The sequence below is a fragment of the Methylosinus sp. KRF6 genome (genome assembly GCF_018887255.1).
GTDB classification, from domain to species: domain Bacteria; phylum Pseudomonadota; class Alphaproteobacteria; order Rhizobiales; family Beijerinckiaceae; genus Methylosinus; species Methylosinus sporium.
In genome coordinates this window covers 1,011,355-1,027,720 of sequence record NZ_JAHLJF010000001.1, presented here as the reverse complement: position 1 = coordinate 1,027,720, position 16,366 = coordinate 1,011,355, and the positions used below count along the sequence as shown (strand labels likewise).

Sequence of the window (16,366 nt, the reverse complement as noted above, 5' to 3'; positions counted from 1 at the left end):
TAGGCCAACGCTGAAGTCGAAGCGTATTTCTCTGTATAATTTCGCCGCTGGATTTGCGGCCTTCGATATGATCGCTCTCCTCTTCGCCGGTTTCCTATGCGCCGATCTTTTCAGCTCGCCGCGATTTTCGGGCCAGCCGCCGCATGACGGGCAAATCTGGGCGATTTTCTTCGCCGCGGCTCTGCAATTCGGTCTCGCGCATATTTTCGAGCTGTATCGGACGCCCACCATATTGGACCGCCGCCATGTGCTGAGGCGCGCGGCTCTTTCCTTTCTGTCCACCTTCGCCATGATGATCTGCATCGCCGCGGCGACCAAGTCGGCGGAGAGCTATTCTCGCCTCTGGTTCTTTTCCTGGGCCATGACCAGCGCATCGCTCGCCATCGTCGCGCGCGCTCTGGTCCTGAAGCGCATTCGGCGGGCGCTCTCGGAGAGCGCCTTCGTCCATCGCGCCTTGTCGGTCGGCGTGTTCTGCGCGCCGCTGCATCCGCGAGAGATCGAGGGCGAGACCCGCAACGAGGAGGTCGTCGTCGGCTACGCCAAATATAACGATCTCGCCGAGCTCGCGGATTTGTCGGATCGCATCGTCCAGGACGAGATCGATCACGTCTATCTCGCGGCGCCATGGGACAAGATCCCGCTCGTTCTCCGCAATCTCGATCTGCTGCGACATTTGTCGACCCGCGTGTTCGTTCTGCCGGCCGATCGGCGCGTTCTCGCGGATATGTGCGGCGTCGCGAAATTCGGCGACCGCATCTCCTTTTGCGGCATGGAGGAGCCGATCCACGGCTGGAGCTTGTGGTTCAAGCGGCTCGAAGACATTGCTATCGCCAGTTGCGCCCTCGTCGCGCTCGCGCCCTTGATGGCCGCGACAGCCCTCGCGATCAAGCTCGACTCTCCGGGCCCTGTCTTTTTTCGTCAAAAGCGCGTCGGATTCAATGGCCGCATTTTCCAACTGTGGAAGTTCCGTTCCATGTTCGTGGAGCAGACAGACCCGCACGCCGCCGTTCAGACGAGCCGCGACGATCCGCGGGTCACGCGCGTCGGTCGTCTGATTCGCCGCTCGAGCATCGACGAATTGCCGCAGCTATTGAATGTGATCGTGGGGGATATGTCGATCGTCGGCCCGCGGCCTCATGCGTTGTCGACCAAGACAGACGGGCGCAATCTCGAGGAGCTCGTCGACTATTATGCGGTGCGCCACAGGGTGAAGCCGGGCATGACCGGCTGGGCGCAAGTCGAGGGATTTCGTGGCGAGCTGGACACGCTCGACAAGCTTCGCAACCGGGTGGATTGCGACCTCTATTATATCGACAATTGGACGCTGATGCTGGACATCGGCATCATATTTCGAACGCTGAAGATGGTGCTCCACGATTCTCGCGCCTATTGACGCGGCAATCATCGTTCGAGAGGCGGGGGAGGGCGCGTTTCGGCGAGGAGCCGCGATTCGCCCGCTTCGTCGCCGTCAATACTCCCGGATCGCATCCTTGATGATCACGACGCCGACGGCCTTGTCGGCGTCCATGCCGCTCGACAATCGATGCGGGCCGAGATGGTCCTTGCTGTCGGGATATCGATTGAGCATCACCAGTTCGATCAGCGGCGAGCCGCAATCATAGAGACTGTCGTCCTCGCCATGGACCATGACGCGCGCCGCTGGCGGCAGCTTCTGCAAGGCTTCGATCAACTCGCCGACCGTCTTCGGGCGTTCTCTGGTGAATGTCGGTTCGTCGGGCAATGTGATCTCCTCTGGAGCGTTTTCCGCCGGCGCCTCTGGCGTCGGACGGCTCATGCAAGAAACGGAGCGACGCTCTCCGACGCGCTCCGGGCGGCGAAAAAAGCCGCCCCTCGCGGGGCGGCGCAGAAGAGTCGGGAGGAGGGTGGAATTGACCGCCCGCCGAGAATGGCGCGAGCCCTTCGGGGAAGATGTGCGCGAACGCACAGGGCCGAAAGCCTCTTTCGCCGGCGCAGCTGCCGCTATTTTCGGCGGCGTCCGTCTGCGCACGGTCGAGGCGGCGCCGAGCCTCATTGCGGCGTCGCTTATTGAAGCCCCGGCGCGCGGCGATATTTGACAGCTCGGCCATTCACCGAGGCACAGCCGAGCGTCACGAATGACGGCATTGTTTTCGCTCGATCGACTCTTGACGAGACATATCGCTGCGGGGTCGCTGACGCTCGTCGGGCCGGACGCCGGCGTGCGCCGTTTCGGGCGCGGCGCGCCGGAGGTGACGATCGAGATAAAGGATCGCAATCTCGCGCAAAAGCTGATGCTGGCGCCCGATATCGCGCTGGGCGAAGCCTATATGGACGGCTCTTTCACCGTCGCCAGCGGCGACGTCTATGATTTTTTCGATCGGTGCTTCGCCAATTTCGGCCGCGGCTACGGCCATTGGCTGTGGCGCGCCGGCGCCATGGCGCGGCGCCTGCAAAAGCGCCTCGGGCGCAGCAATTCGCTGAGCGCCGCGCCGGATGAAATCCGCTCGCATTACGATCTCTCGGACGAGCTCTATTCGCTGTTTCTCGATTCCGAGCGTCAATATTCCTGCGCCTATTATCTCACGCAGGAGGATACGCTCGAGCGGGCGCAGGAGCAAAAGCTCGCGCATCTCGCCGCCAAGCTGATGCTGCGGCGCGGACAGCGCGTGCTCGACATCGGATGCGGCTGGGGCGGCCTCGCGCTCTATCTCGCGCGCGTCGCCGATGTCGAGGTGACGGGCCTCACCTTGTCGCAGGCGCAATGCGACCATGCGCGGCGGCGCGCGCGGGAGGCGGGGCTCGACAATCGCGTTCGCTTCGTCCTGCGCGATTATCGCGAGGAGACGGCCTGCTATGATCGCATCATATCGGTCGGCATGTTCGAGCATGTGGGATACGGCCGCTATTGCGAATTTTTCGGCAAGTTGCGCGATCTTCTGGTCGACGACGGCGTCGCCTTGATGGACACGACCGGCAGCGCCGCGGGGCCCGGCGCCGGCAGCCCATGGATCGAAAAATATATCTTCCCCGGCGGCCATGTGCCCGCTCTCTCGGAGATCGCGTCGGCGATCGAGCGCGCCGGGCTCTTTGCGACCGACATTGAAATTCTCCGCCTCCACTATGCCGAGACGTTGAGAATGTGGCGGCGGCGATTCAAGAACAATTGGTCGCGCGTCGCCGAAATATACGACGATCGCTTCTGCCGAATGTGGGATTTCTATCTCGCGAGCTGCGAAGCGGGATTTCGACATTCCGGCCTCGTCGACTTCCACATTCAGCTGGCCAAGCGCATCGACGCGGCGCCGCTCACGCGCGACTATATGTATCGCTCGATCTGACATTCGAAGGAGACGATCGCATGGCGTCCGGCGACGAGACCAATGGAGTTCGCGAAGCTGTCGGCGTGTTCGACGCGGCCGATGCGCTGCAAGAGGCGGTCGACGAATTGCAGACCTCCGGCTTCGATCGCGCCGACATCAGCCTGATGGCCGGCGAGTTGACGGTGCAGCAAAAGCTCGGTCACGCATATGAGAAAGCCGAGGATGTCGCAGACGACCCCGATGTTCCGCGCGGCGCCTATATCTCGCCCGAGTCGATCGGCGAGGCGCAAGGCGCGCTGGTCGGCGGCCTCGGCTATATAGGCGCGATCGGCGCGGCGGGGCTGATCTTCGCGAGCGGCGGAACCATGGCGGCCGCGCTCGCGGCGGCGGCCATCGCCGGCGGCGGCGGCGGTCTGGTCGGCGCGCTCTTCGCCAGGCTGATCGGCGAGCATCACGCGCAATATCTGCAAGAGCAGCTGGATCGCGGCGGCATATTGCTATGGGTGCGCACGCGCGACGCCGCGCATGAGAAGAGCGCCGTCGAGATTCTCAATAAGCACTCCGGCCGCGACGTCCATGTGCATGGCGTGCCGGATGCGCCTTTGTGAGCGGCTTGGGGCATTCAAATTCTCGGCGGCGAATGTGAAGATTCGCCGCCGATTCGTATGACGTCAGGGTAGAAAGCGCTAGGCTCAGCTGCACCCAGTCGTACTTCCGCAGGTCTCGCATTTCAGGCACGTCCCATTGCGGACGAGCGTGAAATTCGCGCATTCGGGGCAGGCCTCGCCCACATAGCCCTTCATCCGCGCTTCGGCGCGCTTGTCGGCGACGCTCTCCACCGGGCGCGTCGGCGCGGTCCAGCCGAGCTCGGACAAGGGCTGCTCCACTTCCTCCGCGGGGCTCTCGCGCAGCGCCGTCGCGCCGCCGCGCACCAGCATCAGCCGATCCGTCTTGGAGCGCAGCAGGCCTTTCGAGACGACCGACGATGCGCTCTCTGGCGCCTTGCCCTCATGCTCGCCCTTGCCGAGCACGTCATGGCCGATATCCTCCGGCGACACATGGGCGAGATCATTGCGGCCGAGATAGGAGATCGCCAGCTCGCGGAACACATAGTCGAGAATGGACGTCGCATTCTTGATCGCGTCATTGCCCTGCACGAAGCCCGCGGGCTCGAAGCGCGTGAAGGTGAAGGCGTCGACATATTCCTCGAGCGGCACGCCATATTGCAGGCCGAGCGAGATGGCGATGGCGAAATTATTCATCAAGCTGCGGAAGGCGGCGCCTTCCTTGTGCATGTCGATGAAGATCTCGCCGAGCCGCCCGTCCACATATTCGCCCGTGCGCAGATAGACCTTATGGCCGCCGACGGCCGCCTTCTGCGTATAGCCTTTGCGCCGATCCGGCAGCTTCTCGCGCTCGCGCACCACTTGATGCACCACGCGCTCGACGATGCGCTCGGCGATCGCCGCCGCGCGCGCCGGCGCATTGGCCGAGATGATCTCCTCGGCGACTTCCTCCGCCTCGTCGTCGGCGTCGGAGACGAGCTGCGAGGAGAGCGGCTGCGACAGCTTGGAGCCGTCGCGATAGAGGGCGTTGGCCTTCAGCGCCAGCTTCCATGAGAGGAGATAGGCCGCCTCGCAATCCTCGATCGTGGCGTCATTGGGCATGTTGATCGTCTTGGAGATCGCGCCCGAGATGAAGGGCTGCGCCGCCGCCATCATGCGAATATGGCTCTCGACCGACAGATAGCGTTTGCCCGTGCGGCCGCAGGGATTGGCGCAATCGAAGACGGGATAATGCTCCGCCTTCAAATGCGGCGCGCCTTCCAGAGTCATCGCGCCGCAGATGTGGACATTGGCGGCCTCTATCTCCTGGCGCGAGAAGCCGAGATGGGTGAGCAGATCGAAGCTCGCATCTTCCAGCGCCGCCGCCGGAACCTTCAGCGCGCCGGTGAGGAAATCCGCGCCGAGCGTCCATTTGTTGAAGACGAATTTGATGTCGAAGGCGGAGGCGAGCGCCTTTTCCACCGTCTCGATCTTCTCGTCGGTGAAGCCGCGCGCGCGCAGCGAGGTCGTGTTGATCGCCGGGGCGTTGGAGAGCGAGGCGTGGCCGACGGCGTAGGCCTCGATCTCGGCGATCTCGGATTCTCTATAGCCGAGCGCGCGCAAGGCTTCCGGCGCGGCGCGATTGACGATCTTCAAATAGCCGCCGCCGGCGAGCTTCTTGAATTTCACCAGAGCGAAATCCGGCTCTATGCCGGTGGTGTCGCAATCCATGACGAGGCCGATCGTGCCGGTCGGTGCGACGACGGAGACTTGCGCATTGCGATAGCCATGCTCCTCGCCGAGCGCGAGCGCCTCATCCCAGGCGCGGGTCGCGCGGGCGATGAGCGCCGCATCGGGGCAAGCGGCGTGGTCGAGCGGCACGGGCGCGGTCGCGAGCCCTTCATAGCCGGCGCGCTGGCCATGGGCGGCGCGGCGATGATTGCGAATGACGCGCAGCATGGCTTCGCGATTGGCCTCGAAGCCCGAGAAGGGGCCGCGCTCCTTGGCCATTTCCGCCGAGGCGCGATAGGCGACGCCGGTCATGATCGCCGAGAGCGCGCCGCAGATCGCGCGGCCGGCGTCGCTGTCATAGGCGATGCCGGAGGACATCAGCAGGCCGCCGACATTGGCGTAGCCGAGCCCGAGCGTGCGATATTCATAAGACAGCTGCGCGATCTCCCGCGAGGGGAATTGCGCCATCAGCACGGAGATTTCCAGCACGACGGTCCACAGCCGGACGGCGTGCTCGTAGGAATCGACGTCGATGCGCTTCGTCTGCGCGTCGCGGAACTGCAGCAGGTTCAGCGAGGCGAGATTGCAGGCCGTGTCGTCGAGGAACATATATTCCGAGCACGGATTGGAGGCGCGAATGGCGCCGCCGGCCGGGCAGGTGTGCCAGTCGTTGATCGTCGTGTGGAACTGAATGCCGGGATCGGCGGAAGCCCAGGCGGCGTAGCCGATCTTCTCCCACAATTCCCGGGCTTTCAGCGTCTTCGACGGCTTGCCGTCGAGACGGCGCGTCAGCGTCCAAGCACCGTCGGTCTCCACCGACTTCAGGAATTCGTCGGTGACGCGCACGGTGTTGTTGGAGTTCTGGCCGGAGACGGTGAGATAGGCCTCGCTGTCCCAATCGGTGTCATAGGTGTCGAAGGAAATGTCCTTATAGCCCTGACGCGCGAATTGAATGACGCGCTTGATGTAATTGTCCGGCACCTCGGCGCGGCGCGCGGCTCTGATCTCGCGCTTCAGCGCAGGGTTCTTCTCCGGGTCGAAGCAGTCGAAGCCCGGCCCCTCGCAATTGACGCAGGCGCGCAGCACGGCTTTCAGATGCTTCTTGACGATCTTGGAGCCGGCGACGAGCGAGGCGACCTTCTCCTCCTCCTTCACCTTCCAATCGATGAAGGCCTCGATATCGGGATGGTCGACGTCGACCACCACCATTTTGGCGGCGCGGCGCGTCGTGCCGCCGGATTTGATCGCGCCCGCCGCGCGGTCGCCGATCTTCAGGAAGGACATGAGGCCGGAGGAGGAGCCGCCGCCCGAGAGCTTTTCCTTCTCGCCGCGCAGCTTGGAGAAGTTGGAGCCGGTGCCGGAGCCATATTTGAACAGGCGCGCCTCGCGCACCCAAAGATCCATTATGCCGCCGTCATTGACGAGATCGTCCTCCACCGACTGGATGAAGCAGGCGTGCGGCTGCGGATGCTCATAGGCGGTCTTGGACTTGGTCAGCTTGCCGGTTTGATAATCGACATAGAAGTGGCCCTGGCTGGGGCCGTCGACGCCATAGGCCCAATGCAGGCCGGTGTTGAACCATTGCGGCGAATTGGGCGCCGCCATCTGGCGGGCCAGCATGTAGCGCAATTCGTCCTGAAAGGCGGAGGCGTCCTCCTCCGTGTCGAAATAGCCGCCCTTCCAGCCCCAATAGGCCCAGGCTCCGGCGAGACGGTCGAACACCTCGCGCGCCGAGGTCTCGGAGGAATAGCGTTCCGCCTTGGGCAGAAGGGCGAGCGCCTCCGAATCGGGAATGGAGCGCCACAGGAAGCTCGGAACCTCGTGCTCCTCGACGCGCTTCAGCCGCGCCGGCACGCCGGCCTTGCGGAAATATTTCTGCGCCAGCACGTCGACGGCGACCTGGCTCCAATCGGCCGGCGCATCGATATTCTCGAGCGAGAACACCACCGAGCCGTCAGGATTGCGGATCTCGCTACGCGCCGCGCGAAACTCGATATCCGCATAAGGGGACTGTCCGGCTCTGGTGTGGCGTCGGTCGATCTTCATCTCGTCCTATTCCTCGAAAAATATGCGCGCGAAACCGCGCGCGGCCGCTGGCGTCGGCCGTGTGGAAGCGTCGATTTTGTGGGACTCTACGTGGGGAAACGCAGATACCGACGCCTCGCCGCGATGAAAGGGCCGCCGCCGCGACGAGGCGCGCAGCGGGGGCGAGCATCGAGGCGAGCGCCGCCCGTTCGGGGCGCGCTTGCGGGCCTCTTCGATCTTCCGTCGCTGCGTCATAGGTGACACTCCGACAGTGCGTCAGTCCGGGGACGGCGTCAAGATATGGTGTGACTAATTAATTTGGTGACAACATGTTGCAGAAAGTCGTGGATTATGGGGAGAAGCCGACTCGGGCGTGGCTGTGAGAGTCGACGCGCGCGCCATTTTCGGCAAGGCGGACTGATCGGGATGATTCTCCCATTCGATTTTCCTCGTCTTGACGTGGCGGGGCGCGGAGGAGTTAGTTGCGCGCTGGCGGCGCCGGGGCAATAGGCGCCAGAAAGGCCTTCAGGAGGTTAGTCATGTCATTCGTCGTCGCGCGCCGGGGGTTCCTGGCCGCCTTGTCGCTAGCGGCTCTGGCCTCGTCGGCCGCGCTCGCTCACGGCCCCTCGCGCCAGAAGGTGACGGAGACGATCGAGATCGCCGCTCCGGCCGAGAAGGTCTGGGCCATCGTCGGCAATTTCCAGGATCTGAGCTGGCTCCCGCCCGTCGCCAAGACAGAAGGGCAGGGCGGCAACACGCCCGACAAGGCGACGCGCCATCTCACGCTGAAGAATGGCGGCGAGATCGACGAGCTGCTCACCAAATATGACGAAAAGGACTTCTCGCTCGCCTATCGCATCGAGAAGGTCGATGTGAAGATCCTGCCGGTGAACAATTACTCCTCGACGATCACGGTGAAGCCGCAGGGCGACAAGAGCGTCGTCGAATGGCGCGGCGCCTTCTACCGCGGCTTCCCCAACAACGACCCGCCGCCGGAACTCTCGGACGAGGCGGCTCTGAAGGCCGTGACCGATCTCTACAAGGCTGGCCTCGCCTCGCTGAAGGCCAAGGTCGAAGGCAAGTGATCGTCAAATCCTGGGGCAGGGCGGCGCGCGCCGCCCTTCTCGGGCTCGCTCTCGCTTCGCCCGCGGGAGCGGACGAGGCTTTCGTCACCAATCAGGGCAGCGGCGATCTCACCATCGTCGATCTTTCGACCATGGCGCCCGTCGCGACCCTGCCGATCGGCGGCAAGCCGGCCGGCGTCGCCGTCTCGGCGGATGGCGCGCGCGCCTATGTGACCAGCCCGGAAGGCAAATATCTCTCCGTCGTCGACACGCGCGAGCGGCGCGTCCTGCGCAAGATCCCGCTCGAGGGCGGTCCGCTCGGCCTCGCCGTCGCGCCGGACGGCAAGCGCGTCTATGTCGCCGATATGTACGAGCAGCGGCTCTTTTCGGTCGATCCGGAGTCGGGCGTCGTCGCCACGGCGCAAGTCGGCGTCACGCCCTCGGGCGTCGCGGTGACGCCGGACGGCAGGACGATCCTCGTCGCGATTCGCGACGCCAATAAAATCGCCTTCGTCGATGCGGCGTCCTTTCAAAAGCTCGGCGAGCTCGAGGTTGGCCGCCATCCTTTCGGCGTCACCATCGACGCGGACGGAAAGCGCGCCTATTCCGCCAATGTCGAATCGGACGATATCAGCGTCATCGATCTTTCGAGCCGGCGCGTCATCGCCAGGGTGAAGGTCGGCAAGCGGCCCTATTGCGTGGCGCTGGCGCAGGGCAGGGGCTTCGTCACCGACCAATATGCGGAATCGGTCAGCGTCTTCGATCTTTCGACCTTCGCGCCGGTGGCGCAGGTGAAGGTCGGCGAATATCCAGAGGGCATCGGCGCGAGCCGGGACGGCAAGACCATCTATGTCGCCAACTGGTTCACCAATGAGTTCTGGTCGATCGCCGCCGACAGTTTGAAGGTGATCGCCAAGGCCAAGACCGGCGACGGCCCGCGCGCCTTCGGGGCTTTCATCCGCGCGATGAATTGACATGCTCCGGCCGCACGCCGAGGCCGACCAGCCGCGCCGGAATTTGCCGTAGGACCGGGAAGACGTCCAGAAGCCGCAGCGCCAATGGCGGGTCGAAAGGCTTGTCCGCGGCGAGCACATTGCTGATCACGCGATTTTGAATGAAGAGCTGCAGCCGCTGCGTCATCCGCGCCGGAAATTCCCGGCGCTTCTGCACGGCGCCGACATCTGCGTCGGTCAGCGTTCCATCGCGCAGCTTTTCGGCGAGCAGATTGGCGGTCGCCACGGCGTCCTGAATCGCCAGATTGACGCCCACGCCGCCGACGGGCGACATCGCATGGGCGGCGTCGCCGATGCAGAGCAGGCCCGGCCGGCTCCAATTCTTCAAGCGATCGACCTGCACGGTCAGCAGATTCACATCCTCCCAATCGCGCAAATCCTCGACGCGATCGGCGAGAAAGGGAACGCAATCGGCGATGGCGTGACGAAATTCGTCGATCCGGCGGCCGCGCAGCGCCTGCGCTCGGCCCTTGGGGATCACATAGCCGATCTGCCAATAGGCGCCGCGCTCGATCATCGCCACCATGCGCCCGGGCGCGATGCGGCCGAATGTCTCCTCCGGGTCGTCCGCCTCGCGCCGCAGCTTGAACCACAGCACATCCATCGGCGCGCCGAAATCCTCGACCTCGAGGCCTGCCGATTCGCGCATTCGCGACGTCCGCCCATCCGCGGCGATGGTGAGATCGGCTCGGATCTCGAGCGGCCCCGCCGGCCCCGTGGCGCGCACGCCGACGATGCGGCCGTCCTCCTCGACGAGGCCCTCGGCGGCAGTCTGCATCAGCAAGCGGAAATTTTGCAGCTTCTTCGCCTCGCCGGCGATGAAGTCCAGAAAATCCCACTGCGGCATGAAGGCGACGAATTTGCACAAGGTCGGCAGGCCGCGGAAATCGGCGATGACAAATTTGCGGTCCCCCAGAAAGGCCGAGAGCTGAAACGCCTTGCGATGCGGCAGCTTCAGAAACTCTTGCAGCAGGCCGAGCTCGAAGACGAGCTGAAGCGTCGAGGGGTGGATCGTGTCGCCGCGAAAATCACGCAGGAAATCCGCGTGCTTTTCGAGGACGATCGTCTCGACGCCGGCGCGGGCGAGCAGAAAACCCGCCATCAGCCCCGCCGGGCCGCCGCCGACGACGCAGCATTTCGCGGAAATCGTCGCCGCCATCGGCCGCTCCCCGAATCGAAGGCCGCCAGCGGGCCCCTTCGCCTTTATGGTCAGTTCAGCAGCGGTTTTCCATTCGCATCCTTCACATTGGCCGCCCAGCTCTTGCGGATGAGAGTCACCACGGAGGGCGGCATGGGCTCGAAATCGAGCTCTTCGGCCGCCTTTGCGCCTTTGGCGAAGGCCCAGTCGAAGAATTTCAGAGCCTCCAGCGCCGCCGCCGAATCCTGCGGCTGCTTGGGCAGCAGAATGAAGGTCGCCGCCGCGATCGGCCAGGAGGCGGCGCCCGGCTGCCCGGTGAGCAGGCGGAAAAAGCCCGGCGCGCTCGCCCAATCGGCGTTGGCGGCGGCGGCCTCGAAGCTCTCCTTGCCCGGCGCGACGATCTTGCCGTCGCTGTTCACCAGGCTGACGGTGGTGAGCCGGTTCTGCCTGGCGTAGGCGAATTCCACATAGCCGATGGCGCCCTTCGTCGTGGCGACATTATTGGCGACGCCTTCATTTCCCTTGGCGCCGAGGCCGAGCGGCCATTCCACGGCGACGTTCTCGCCGACCTTCTCCTTCCAATCGGCGGAGACGCGGGAGAGATAATCGGTGAAGCAGAAGGTGGTGCCGGAGCCGTCGGAGCGATGCACGACGACGATCGGCTTCGCCGGCAGAGTGAGCTTCGGATTGCGGGCGCGGATCGCCGGGTCGTTCCAAAGCTTGATCTCGCCGAGGTAGATGCGGGCGAGGAGCGGCCCGTCGAGGACGAGTTCATTGGCTCCGATCCCATCCAAATTGACGACGGGGGTGACGCCGCCTACCACTTGCGGCCATTGGATGAGCCCGGCGGCGTCGAGCTCCTTGGCCGTCAGCGGCTGGTCGGAGGCGCCGAAAGTGACGGTGCGCGCCTTGATCTGCCTTATGCCGCCGCCCGAGCCGATCGACTGATAATTGACGCGATTGCCGGTTTCCTTCGAATAGCTCTGCGCCCATTTGGCGTAGACGGGTAGGGGAAAAGTCGCGCCGGCGCCGGAAATATCGAGGGCGCGCGCGCTCCCCACGGAAAGGATCGCCGCCAGAGCGGCGTGAACAATGAGCCTCGAAGCCTTGGAAATCATGCAGCCATCCCTGGAATTCGACGCGAGCTTTTTTTTTCGCGCGAGCCGAAAACCAATAGTCTCAGCTTGTGCGGCGCGCCTTCGAGGGCGCGGCGGCTGTCGTCTTTCTGTCACACTCCTCCTTTTCCACGACTCGCGGTCAAAAGCAAAGCTCGCGTATCGGCGCATCGGGAAGTGGCGCGCCCGACTGGACATTGCGCCGTCTTGACGCAATAAGGAGCCACGCAAACTTTCTTGGACGCTTCCGACATGTCCTACATCATTCGCTTCTTCACCTGGTGGAACCGGGCGACGCTCAGCACGGGCCTGTGGACGCTGCTCTATGGCGAGCGCGTCGGGACGGATGAGTTCGGCAACGTCTATTACCGCCGCCGCGGCGGCAAGAAGGACAAGGCGCTCGGCTTCGAGCGCCGCTGGGTCATCTATAAGGGCTATGCCGAGGGCTCGGCGACGCCGCCCGGCTGGTATGGCTGGCTGCACCACACGGTTGACACGCCGCCCACCCAGGAGAAATACGCGCCGAAGGAATGGGAGCTTCCCTATCGCCCCAATCTGACCGGCACTTCCGCCGCTTATCATCCGCCGGGTTCGATCCTGGCGGAGGGCCGCCGCGCTCCCGCCGGCGGCGACTATCAGGCCTGGACCCCCGAGGCTTGATGCGAGGCGGTCGCGGCCTCGCCCGCGACCATCGATCCGCCATGCTCTTCCTGTTCAACGACGGCGCATGAGGCGCGGGCGGCCGGCCCGAGCCAGAGATCGGAAACGAGAGCCGATATGATCTCCCGCTGCTTCCGCCTGCGTTTCGCTCTGTCCGGGGCCGTCTTGCTCATTGGCCTCGGCGCGGCCGCCGATCCGATCCGCAATCCGACCGCTATATTCGCCGGGCTCGACAAGACGACCGGCCGAATCATCAATTTCGACGTCGCTATAGACGAGACCGTGCAATTCGGCTCGCTGCAGGTGACGCCCCGCGTCTGCAACACGCGTCCCCAGACCGAAGCCCCGCAGACTACCGGCTTCGTCGAGGTCGACGAGCAGGATACGGGGAAGAACGAGGCCAAGCGGATTTTCTCCGGCTGGATGTTCGCCGCGAGCCCCGGCCTGCATGGCGTCGAGCATCCCGTCTATGACGTCTGGCTGGTCGATTGCCGCGGCGGCAAGGAGACGGTTCAGGCTCCCGCGAGCGAGCCCGCCGCTGCGGCGGCCCCGGCCGCTCCGCAGGAGAAGAAGCGCTCCCGCTCGCGCAAGGTGGAGCCAATCGCCCCCGTTCCGGTCGAGGCGGCGCCGATCGGGCCGCGCGATTCGGTTCCGCCGGAGGGCGCAAAGGCCCCGGAGAGCGCCGAGCCCGCGGCCGCGCCGGCCGAAAAGCCCAAGAAGAAGAAAAAGAAGCCGTCGGCTCAGCAGGCTCCGGCGCCCGCTACGGCTCCATCGCCTTTTCCGTTCTGATCTCCGGCTCCCGCCGCAATATGGCGACGATCTCGCGTCCGGGCACGGGCGAATCGTCCGGCCAGGCGGCGAAGCGGGCCGGAGCCGACAAAGCCTCTTCCAAAAGCCCATGATAGGCGTCGCGGCCGATCTCGATCGCCCCGAGCGAGGCCAGATGCGTGGTCATGAATTGCGTGTCGAGCAGGCGGAAGCCGCCTTTGACCAGCCGCGCGACGAGATGCGCCAGCGCCACCTTGGAGGCGTCGGTCTCGACGTGGAACATGCTCTCGCCGAAAAAAGCGGCGCGCATGGAGACGCCATAGAGGCCGCCGACCAGCCGTCCTTCCCGCCAGCACTCGACCGTATGGGCGAAGCCCATGTCGAACAGCTTGCGATAGAGCCGCTTGATCTCGGAATTGATCCAAGTGTTCTCGCGCTTGGGCGCGGAGGCGGCGCAAGCCTCGATGACGGCGTCGAAATCCGTATCGACCCGGACCTCGAAATGGTCCGAGCGAATGGTTTTGGCGAGCGAATGCGAGACCTTGAACGCATCCAGCGGGAAAATGGCGCGCTCCTGGGGGTCGACCCAGAAAAGCTGCTCTTCGTCGGCGCTTTCCGCCATAGGGAAAAGGCCGATCGAATAGGCGCGCAGCAGGATCTGCGGCGTGATGGCGTAATCTGCGTGTGAAGGGCGCGACATTTCGCAGATTGTAGCGCAATGCGCGCCGGAATCGAGAGCGTTCCACTCCGGGGTGAACGGAGATCGAGCGCGAATGCGCTCGGCCCCCTCGTCTTCGTCGTTGCCCCCCGTCCAGCTATCGCTGGCCGACCCTCCCCCAGAAGGGGAGGGTGGATAGGCCCCGCCGCTCCTTCGGCGTCGTCAGCCCTCGCCGATCACCTCGAGGAAGCTGTGCGCATCCTCCTTGCGCTCGAAGACATGGGGAGCGATGCCGCGCTTGCTCAGCGCTTCCTTGAGCTTCAAGCGCAGGAAGGCGCTGGTCGTATAGCGCGTCGTCGTCAGATAATAGTTCTCCAGCATATATTGGATCATCTCTGCATAGTAATCATAGAGATGCTCGCTGATGCGGAAATTGTCGAGATTGACGACCTGATTGACGCGCTTGTCGATCTTCTGGCAGGCGTCGATCAGCATTTTGCGCAGATCGTCGATATCGCGCTTGGAGCGCGCGCTCCAGCCCTCGAGATTGAGGAACTGAATATTGCGATCGGCGTCATAGCTCACGCGATCCTGCAGATCGAGATTGAGCAGATCGGAGATCAGCCCCATCGGCTCGTCGATGAAGATACGCCTGTCCATAGGGATCGGATGCTTGACGATGGGCTTGAAGTCCATATGCGGGAGAATGTCCCGCTCTATGTCTATGCCCGGCGCCACCTCGATCAGCTCTAGGCCTTCCTTCTTCAGCTGGAAGACGCAGCGCTCGGTGACATAGATCACCGGCTGCTCGCGCTTTTGCGCATATTTGCCGCTGAACGTCACCTGCTCGACGAATTTCAGGAACTTTCTCGCACGGCCTTCCTTGAGGATTTTCACCTCGCCGTCTTGAATCGCGATCTCGAGCCCGCCGGCCGTGAAAGTGCCGGCGAAGACGACGCTGCGCGCGTTCTGGCTGATGTTGATGAAGCCGCCGCAGCCGTTGAGGCGGCCGCCGAAACGGCTGGTGTTCACATTGCCCTGCTCGTCGCATTCGGCCATGCCGAGGCAGGTCATGTCGAGACCGCCGCCGTCATAGAAGTCGAATTGCGTGTTCTGATCGATGATCGAATCGGCGTTGGTGGCCGAGCCGAAGGAGGAGCCCGAGGCGAGCACGCCGCCAATGGCGCCGGCTTCCGTCGTCAGAGTGATGAAGGGCGTGAGCTTCTCTTCATTGGCGACTGCGGCTATGCCCTCCGGCGCCCCGACGCCGAGATTGACGACGCCATTGGGCGGCAGCTCGAAGGCGGCGCGGCGCGCGATGATCTTGCGCGCGTCGAGCGGCATTTTCGCCATGCTCTCGACCGGGACGCGGATCTCGCCGGCCAGCGCCGGATTGTACATGACGCCGTAATTCATGCGGTGCAGTTCGGGCTGATCGGCGACGACCACGCAATCCACCAGAATGCCCGGAACCTTCACATCCTTCGGGCGGATGGAGCCGGCCTCGACGATGCGCTCGACCTGGGCGATGACGATGCCGCCATTATTATGCGCGGCCATGGCCTGGGCGAGCACGTCCAGCGTCAGCGCCTCCTTCTCCATGCTGATATTGCCGGAAGGGTCGGCGCTGGTGCCGCGGATGAAGGCCACGTCGATCTTGGTCGCCGTGTAGAACAGCCATTCTTCTTCGTCGATGACGACATGCTTGACGATCTCTTCCGTCGTCACTTCGTTGACGCGGCCGCCGCCGAAGCGCGGATCGACATAAGTATAGAGGCCGACCTTGGAGAAGAGGCCGGGCTGGCCGGCGGCGCAGGCGCGATAGAGCTGGGAAATGACGCCCTGCGGCAGGTTGTAGCCGAGAATCTTGTTCTCGGCGGCGGCCTGGGCGACCTTGGGCATACGGCCGAAATTGCCGGCGATGACCCGGCGCAGCAGGCCCTCGTGGTGCAGGCGGCCAGTGCCGAGCCCTTTGCTGTCGCCGGCGCCGGCGGTCATGATGAGCGTGAGGCCGCGCGGCCCGCCGGTCTCGACGAAGCGCTTCTCCAGCGCGGCGTGCAGCGCCTCCGGAATGCAGCTCTGAACAAAGCCGGTGGTGGTCAGAACGTCATTTTCGCTGATGAGCGCAATTGCTTCGTCGGCGGTAATGACCTTGTTGTTCTTGTTGTTCATTTCCCTCTGGTTTCCTCCTCGCGGCCCGGCAGGGCGAAGGCCGCGGGCGCTCGTCTTTTCCCGCATCCGCCATTCATGGGCGCCCGGTGTCGAACCGGCGCCGACACTAGAGTTTGCGACAGGGTTTCGCAATAGCGCCAGGAAACGGCCGCAGTCGCGAAAGCGCGCCAAATCCGTC

Annotated in this window: 13 protein-coding genes; 7 read left to right on the top strand and 6 right to left on the bottom strand. The window is 64.1% G+C overall.

What is annotated here, in order from left to right; all coding sequences use genetic code 11:
* The first annotated feature begins 67 nt into the window (after positions 1 to 67).
* Positions 68 to 1,393, top strand: coding sequence for an exopolysaccharide biosynthesis polyprenyl glycosylphosphotransferase (locus tag KP010_RS04910; RefSeq protein WP_246659653.1), 1,326 nt, complete (start codon positions 68 to 70; stop codon positions 1,391 to 1,393).
* 75 nt (positions 1,394 to 1,468) lie between these two features.
* Here KP010_RS04910 and KP010_RS04905 read toward each other — a convergent pair whose 3' ends face one another.
* On the bottom strand, positions 1,469 to 1,741 hold the full coding sequence (locus tag KP010_RS04905; protein ID WP_108916560.1) for a hypothetical protein: 273 nt from the start codon (positions 1,739 to 1,741) through the stop codon (positions 1,469 to 1,471).
* A 373-nt stretch (positions 1,742 to 2,114) separates the two neighbouring features.
* Between KP010_RS04905 and KP010_RS04900 the strand changes: the two genes are divergently transcribed.
* The gene (locus tag KP010_RS04900; RefSeq protein ID WP_216280507.1) at positions 2,115 to 3,317 is read left to right on the top strand and encodes a cyclopropane-fatty-acyl-phospholipid synthase family protein; all 1,203 of its coding nucleotides are present in this window, start codon (positions 2,115 to 2,117) and stop codon (positions 3,315 to 3,317) included.
* A gap of 20 nt (positions 3,318 to 3,337) precedes the next feature.
* On the top strand, positions 3,338 to 3,907 hold the full coding sequence (locus tag KP010_RS04895; protein WP_142861336.1) for a hypothetical protein: 570 nt from the start codon (positions 3,338 to 3,340) through the stop codon (positions 3,905 to 3,907).
* Between the two features lie 84 nt (positions 3,908 to 3,991).
* Here KP010_RS04895 and KP010_RS04890 read toward each other — a convergent pair whose 3' ends face one another.
* A complete protein-coding gene (locus tag KP010_RS04890; protein WP_216280506.1) occupies positions 3,992 to 7,621 on the bottom strand; it encodes a vitamin B12-dependent ribonucleotide reductase in 3,630 nt (1,209 codons plus the stop codon).
* 518 nt (positions 7,622 to 8,139) lie between these two features.
* On the opposite strand from KP010_RS04890, the gene KP010_RS04885 reads away from it, so the two are divergent.
* Both KP010_RS04885 and KP010_RS04880 read left to right on the top strand, forming a co-directional pair.
* Complete coding sequence (locus KP010_RS04885) at positions 8,140 to 8,685, top strand: SRPBCC family protein (protein WP_108916498.1); 546 nt, start codon at positions 8,140 to 8,142, stop codon at positions 8,683 to 8,685.
* Entirely contained in the window at positions 8,682 to 9,638 is a 957-nt protein-coding gene (locus tag KP010_RS04880; RefSeq protein ID WP_142863471.1) for a YncE family protein, read from the top strand. Before KP010_RS04885 ends, KP010_RS04880 begins: the two co-directional genes overlap by 4 nt.
* Here the strand turns inward: KP010_RS04880 and KP010_RS04875 are convergent.
* Together KP010_RS04875 and pstS are read right to left on the bottom strand one after the other, a co-directional pair.
* A complete protein-coding gene (locus KP010_RS04875) occupies positions 9,619 to 10,836 on the bottom strand; it encodes an FAD-dependent oxidoreductase (protein WP_142863470.1) in 1,218 nt (405 codons plus the stop codon). The two genes, KP010_RS04880 and KP010_RS04875, sit on opposite strands and share 20 nt — an antisense overlap.
* Positions 10,837 to 10,886: 50 nt before the next feature.
* The gene (gene pstS, locus KP010_RS04870; RefSeq protein WP_142863469.1) at positions 10,887 to 11,933 is read right to left on the bottom strand and encodes a phosphate ABC transporter substrate-binding protein PstS; all 1,047 of its coding nucleotides are present in this window, start codon (positions 11,931 to 11,933) and stop codon (positions 10,887 to 10,889) included.
* Between the two features lie 249 nt (positions 11,934 to 12,182).
* On the opposite strand from pstS, the gene KP010_RS04865 reads away from it, so the two are divergent.
* Complete coding sequence (locus KP010_RS04865) at positions 12,183 to 12,590, top strand: NADH:ubiquinone oxidoreductase subunit NDUFA12 (protein WP_108916561.1); 408 nt, start codon at positions 12,183 to 12,185, stop codon at positions 12,588 to 12,590.
* 117 nt (positions 12,591 to 12,707) lie between these two features.
* Positions 12,708 to 13,379: a DUF2155 domain-containing protein gene (locus KP010_RS04860; protein ID WP_142863468.1), complete on the top strand. Its 672-nt coding sequence runs from the start codon at positions 12,708 to 12,710 to the stop codon at positions 13,377 to 13,379.
* Here the strand turns inward: KP010_RS04860 and aat are convergent.
* Positions 13,351 to 14,058 (bottom strand): leucyl/phenylalanyl-tRNA--protein transferase, encoded by a 708-nt coding sequence (gene aat / locus KP010_RS04855; RefSeq protein ID WP_142863467.1) that lies wholly within the window; start codon positions 14,056 to 14,058, stop codon positions 13,351 to 13,353. The two genes, KP010_RS04860 and aat, sit on opposite strands and share 29 nt — an antisense overlap.
* Before the next feature lie 180 nt (positions 14,059 to 14,238).
* Positions 14,239 to 16,188 carry an acyl CoA:acetate/3-ketoacid CoA transferase gene (locus KP010_RS04850; RefSeq protein ID WP_108916504.1) on the bottom strand — a complete coding sequence of 650 codons (1,950 nt, stop codon included), beginning with the start codon at positions 16,186 to 16,188 and terminating at the stop codon, positions 14,239 to 14,241.
* Positions 16,189 to 16,366 lie beyond the last annotated feature (178 nt).

Coding starts and splice junctions, on each gene's coding strand:
- KP010_RS04865 (WP_108916561.1), top strand. CDS start 12,183: ATGTCCTACATCATTCGCTTCTTCACCTGGTGGAACCGGGCGACGCTC.
- KP010_RS04890 (WP_216280506.1), bottom strand. CDS start 7,621: ATGAAGATCGACCGACGCCACACCAGAGCCGGACAGTCCCCTTATGCG.
- pstS (WP_142863469.1), bottom strand. CDS start 11,933: ATGATTTCCAAGGCTTCGAGGCTCATTGTTCACGCCGCTCTGGCGGCG.
- aat (WP_142863467.1), bottom strand. CDS start 14,058: ATGTCGCGCCCTTCACACGCAGATTACGCCATCACGCCGCAGATCCTG.
- KP010_RS04895 (WP_142861336.1), top strand. CDS start 3,338: ATGGCGTCCGGCGACGAGACCAATGGAGTTCGCGAAGCTGTCGGCGTG.
- KP010_RS04900 (WP_216280507.1), top strand. CDS start 2,115: ATGACGGCATTGTTTTCGCTCGATCGACTCTTGACGAGACATATCGCT.
- KP010_RS04885 (WP_108916498.1), top strand. CDS start 8,140: ATGTCATTCGTCGTCGCGCGCCGGGGGTTCCTGGCCGCCTTGTCGCTA.
- KP010_RS04850 (WP_108916504.1), bottom strand. CDS start 16,188: ATGAACAACAAGAACAACAAGGTCATTACCGCCGACGAAGCAATTGCG.
- KP010_RS04860 (WP_142863468.1), top strand. CDS start 12,708: ATGATCTCCCGCTGCTTCCGCCTGCGTTTCGCTCTGTCCGGGGCCGTC.
- KP010_RS04910 (WP_246659653.1), top strand. CDS start 68: ATGATCGCTCTCCTCTTCGCCGGTTTCCTATGCGCCGATCTTTTCAGC.
- KP010_RS04875 (WP_142863470.1), bottom strand. CDS start 10,836: ATGGCGGCGACGATTTCCGCGAAATGCTGCGTCGTCGGCGGCGGCCCG.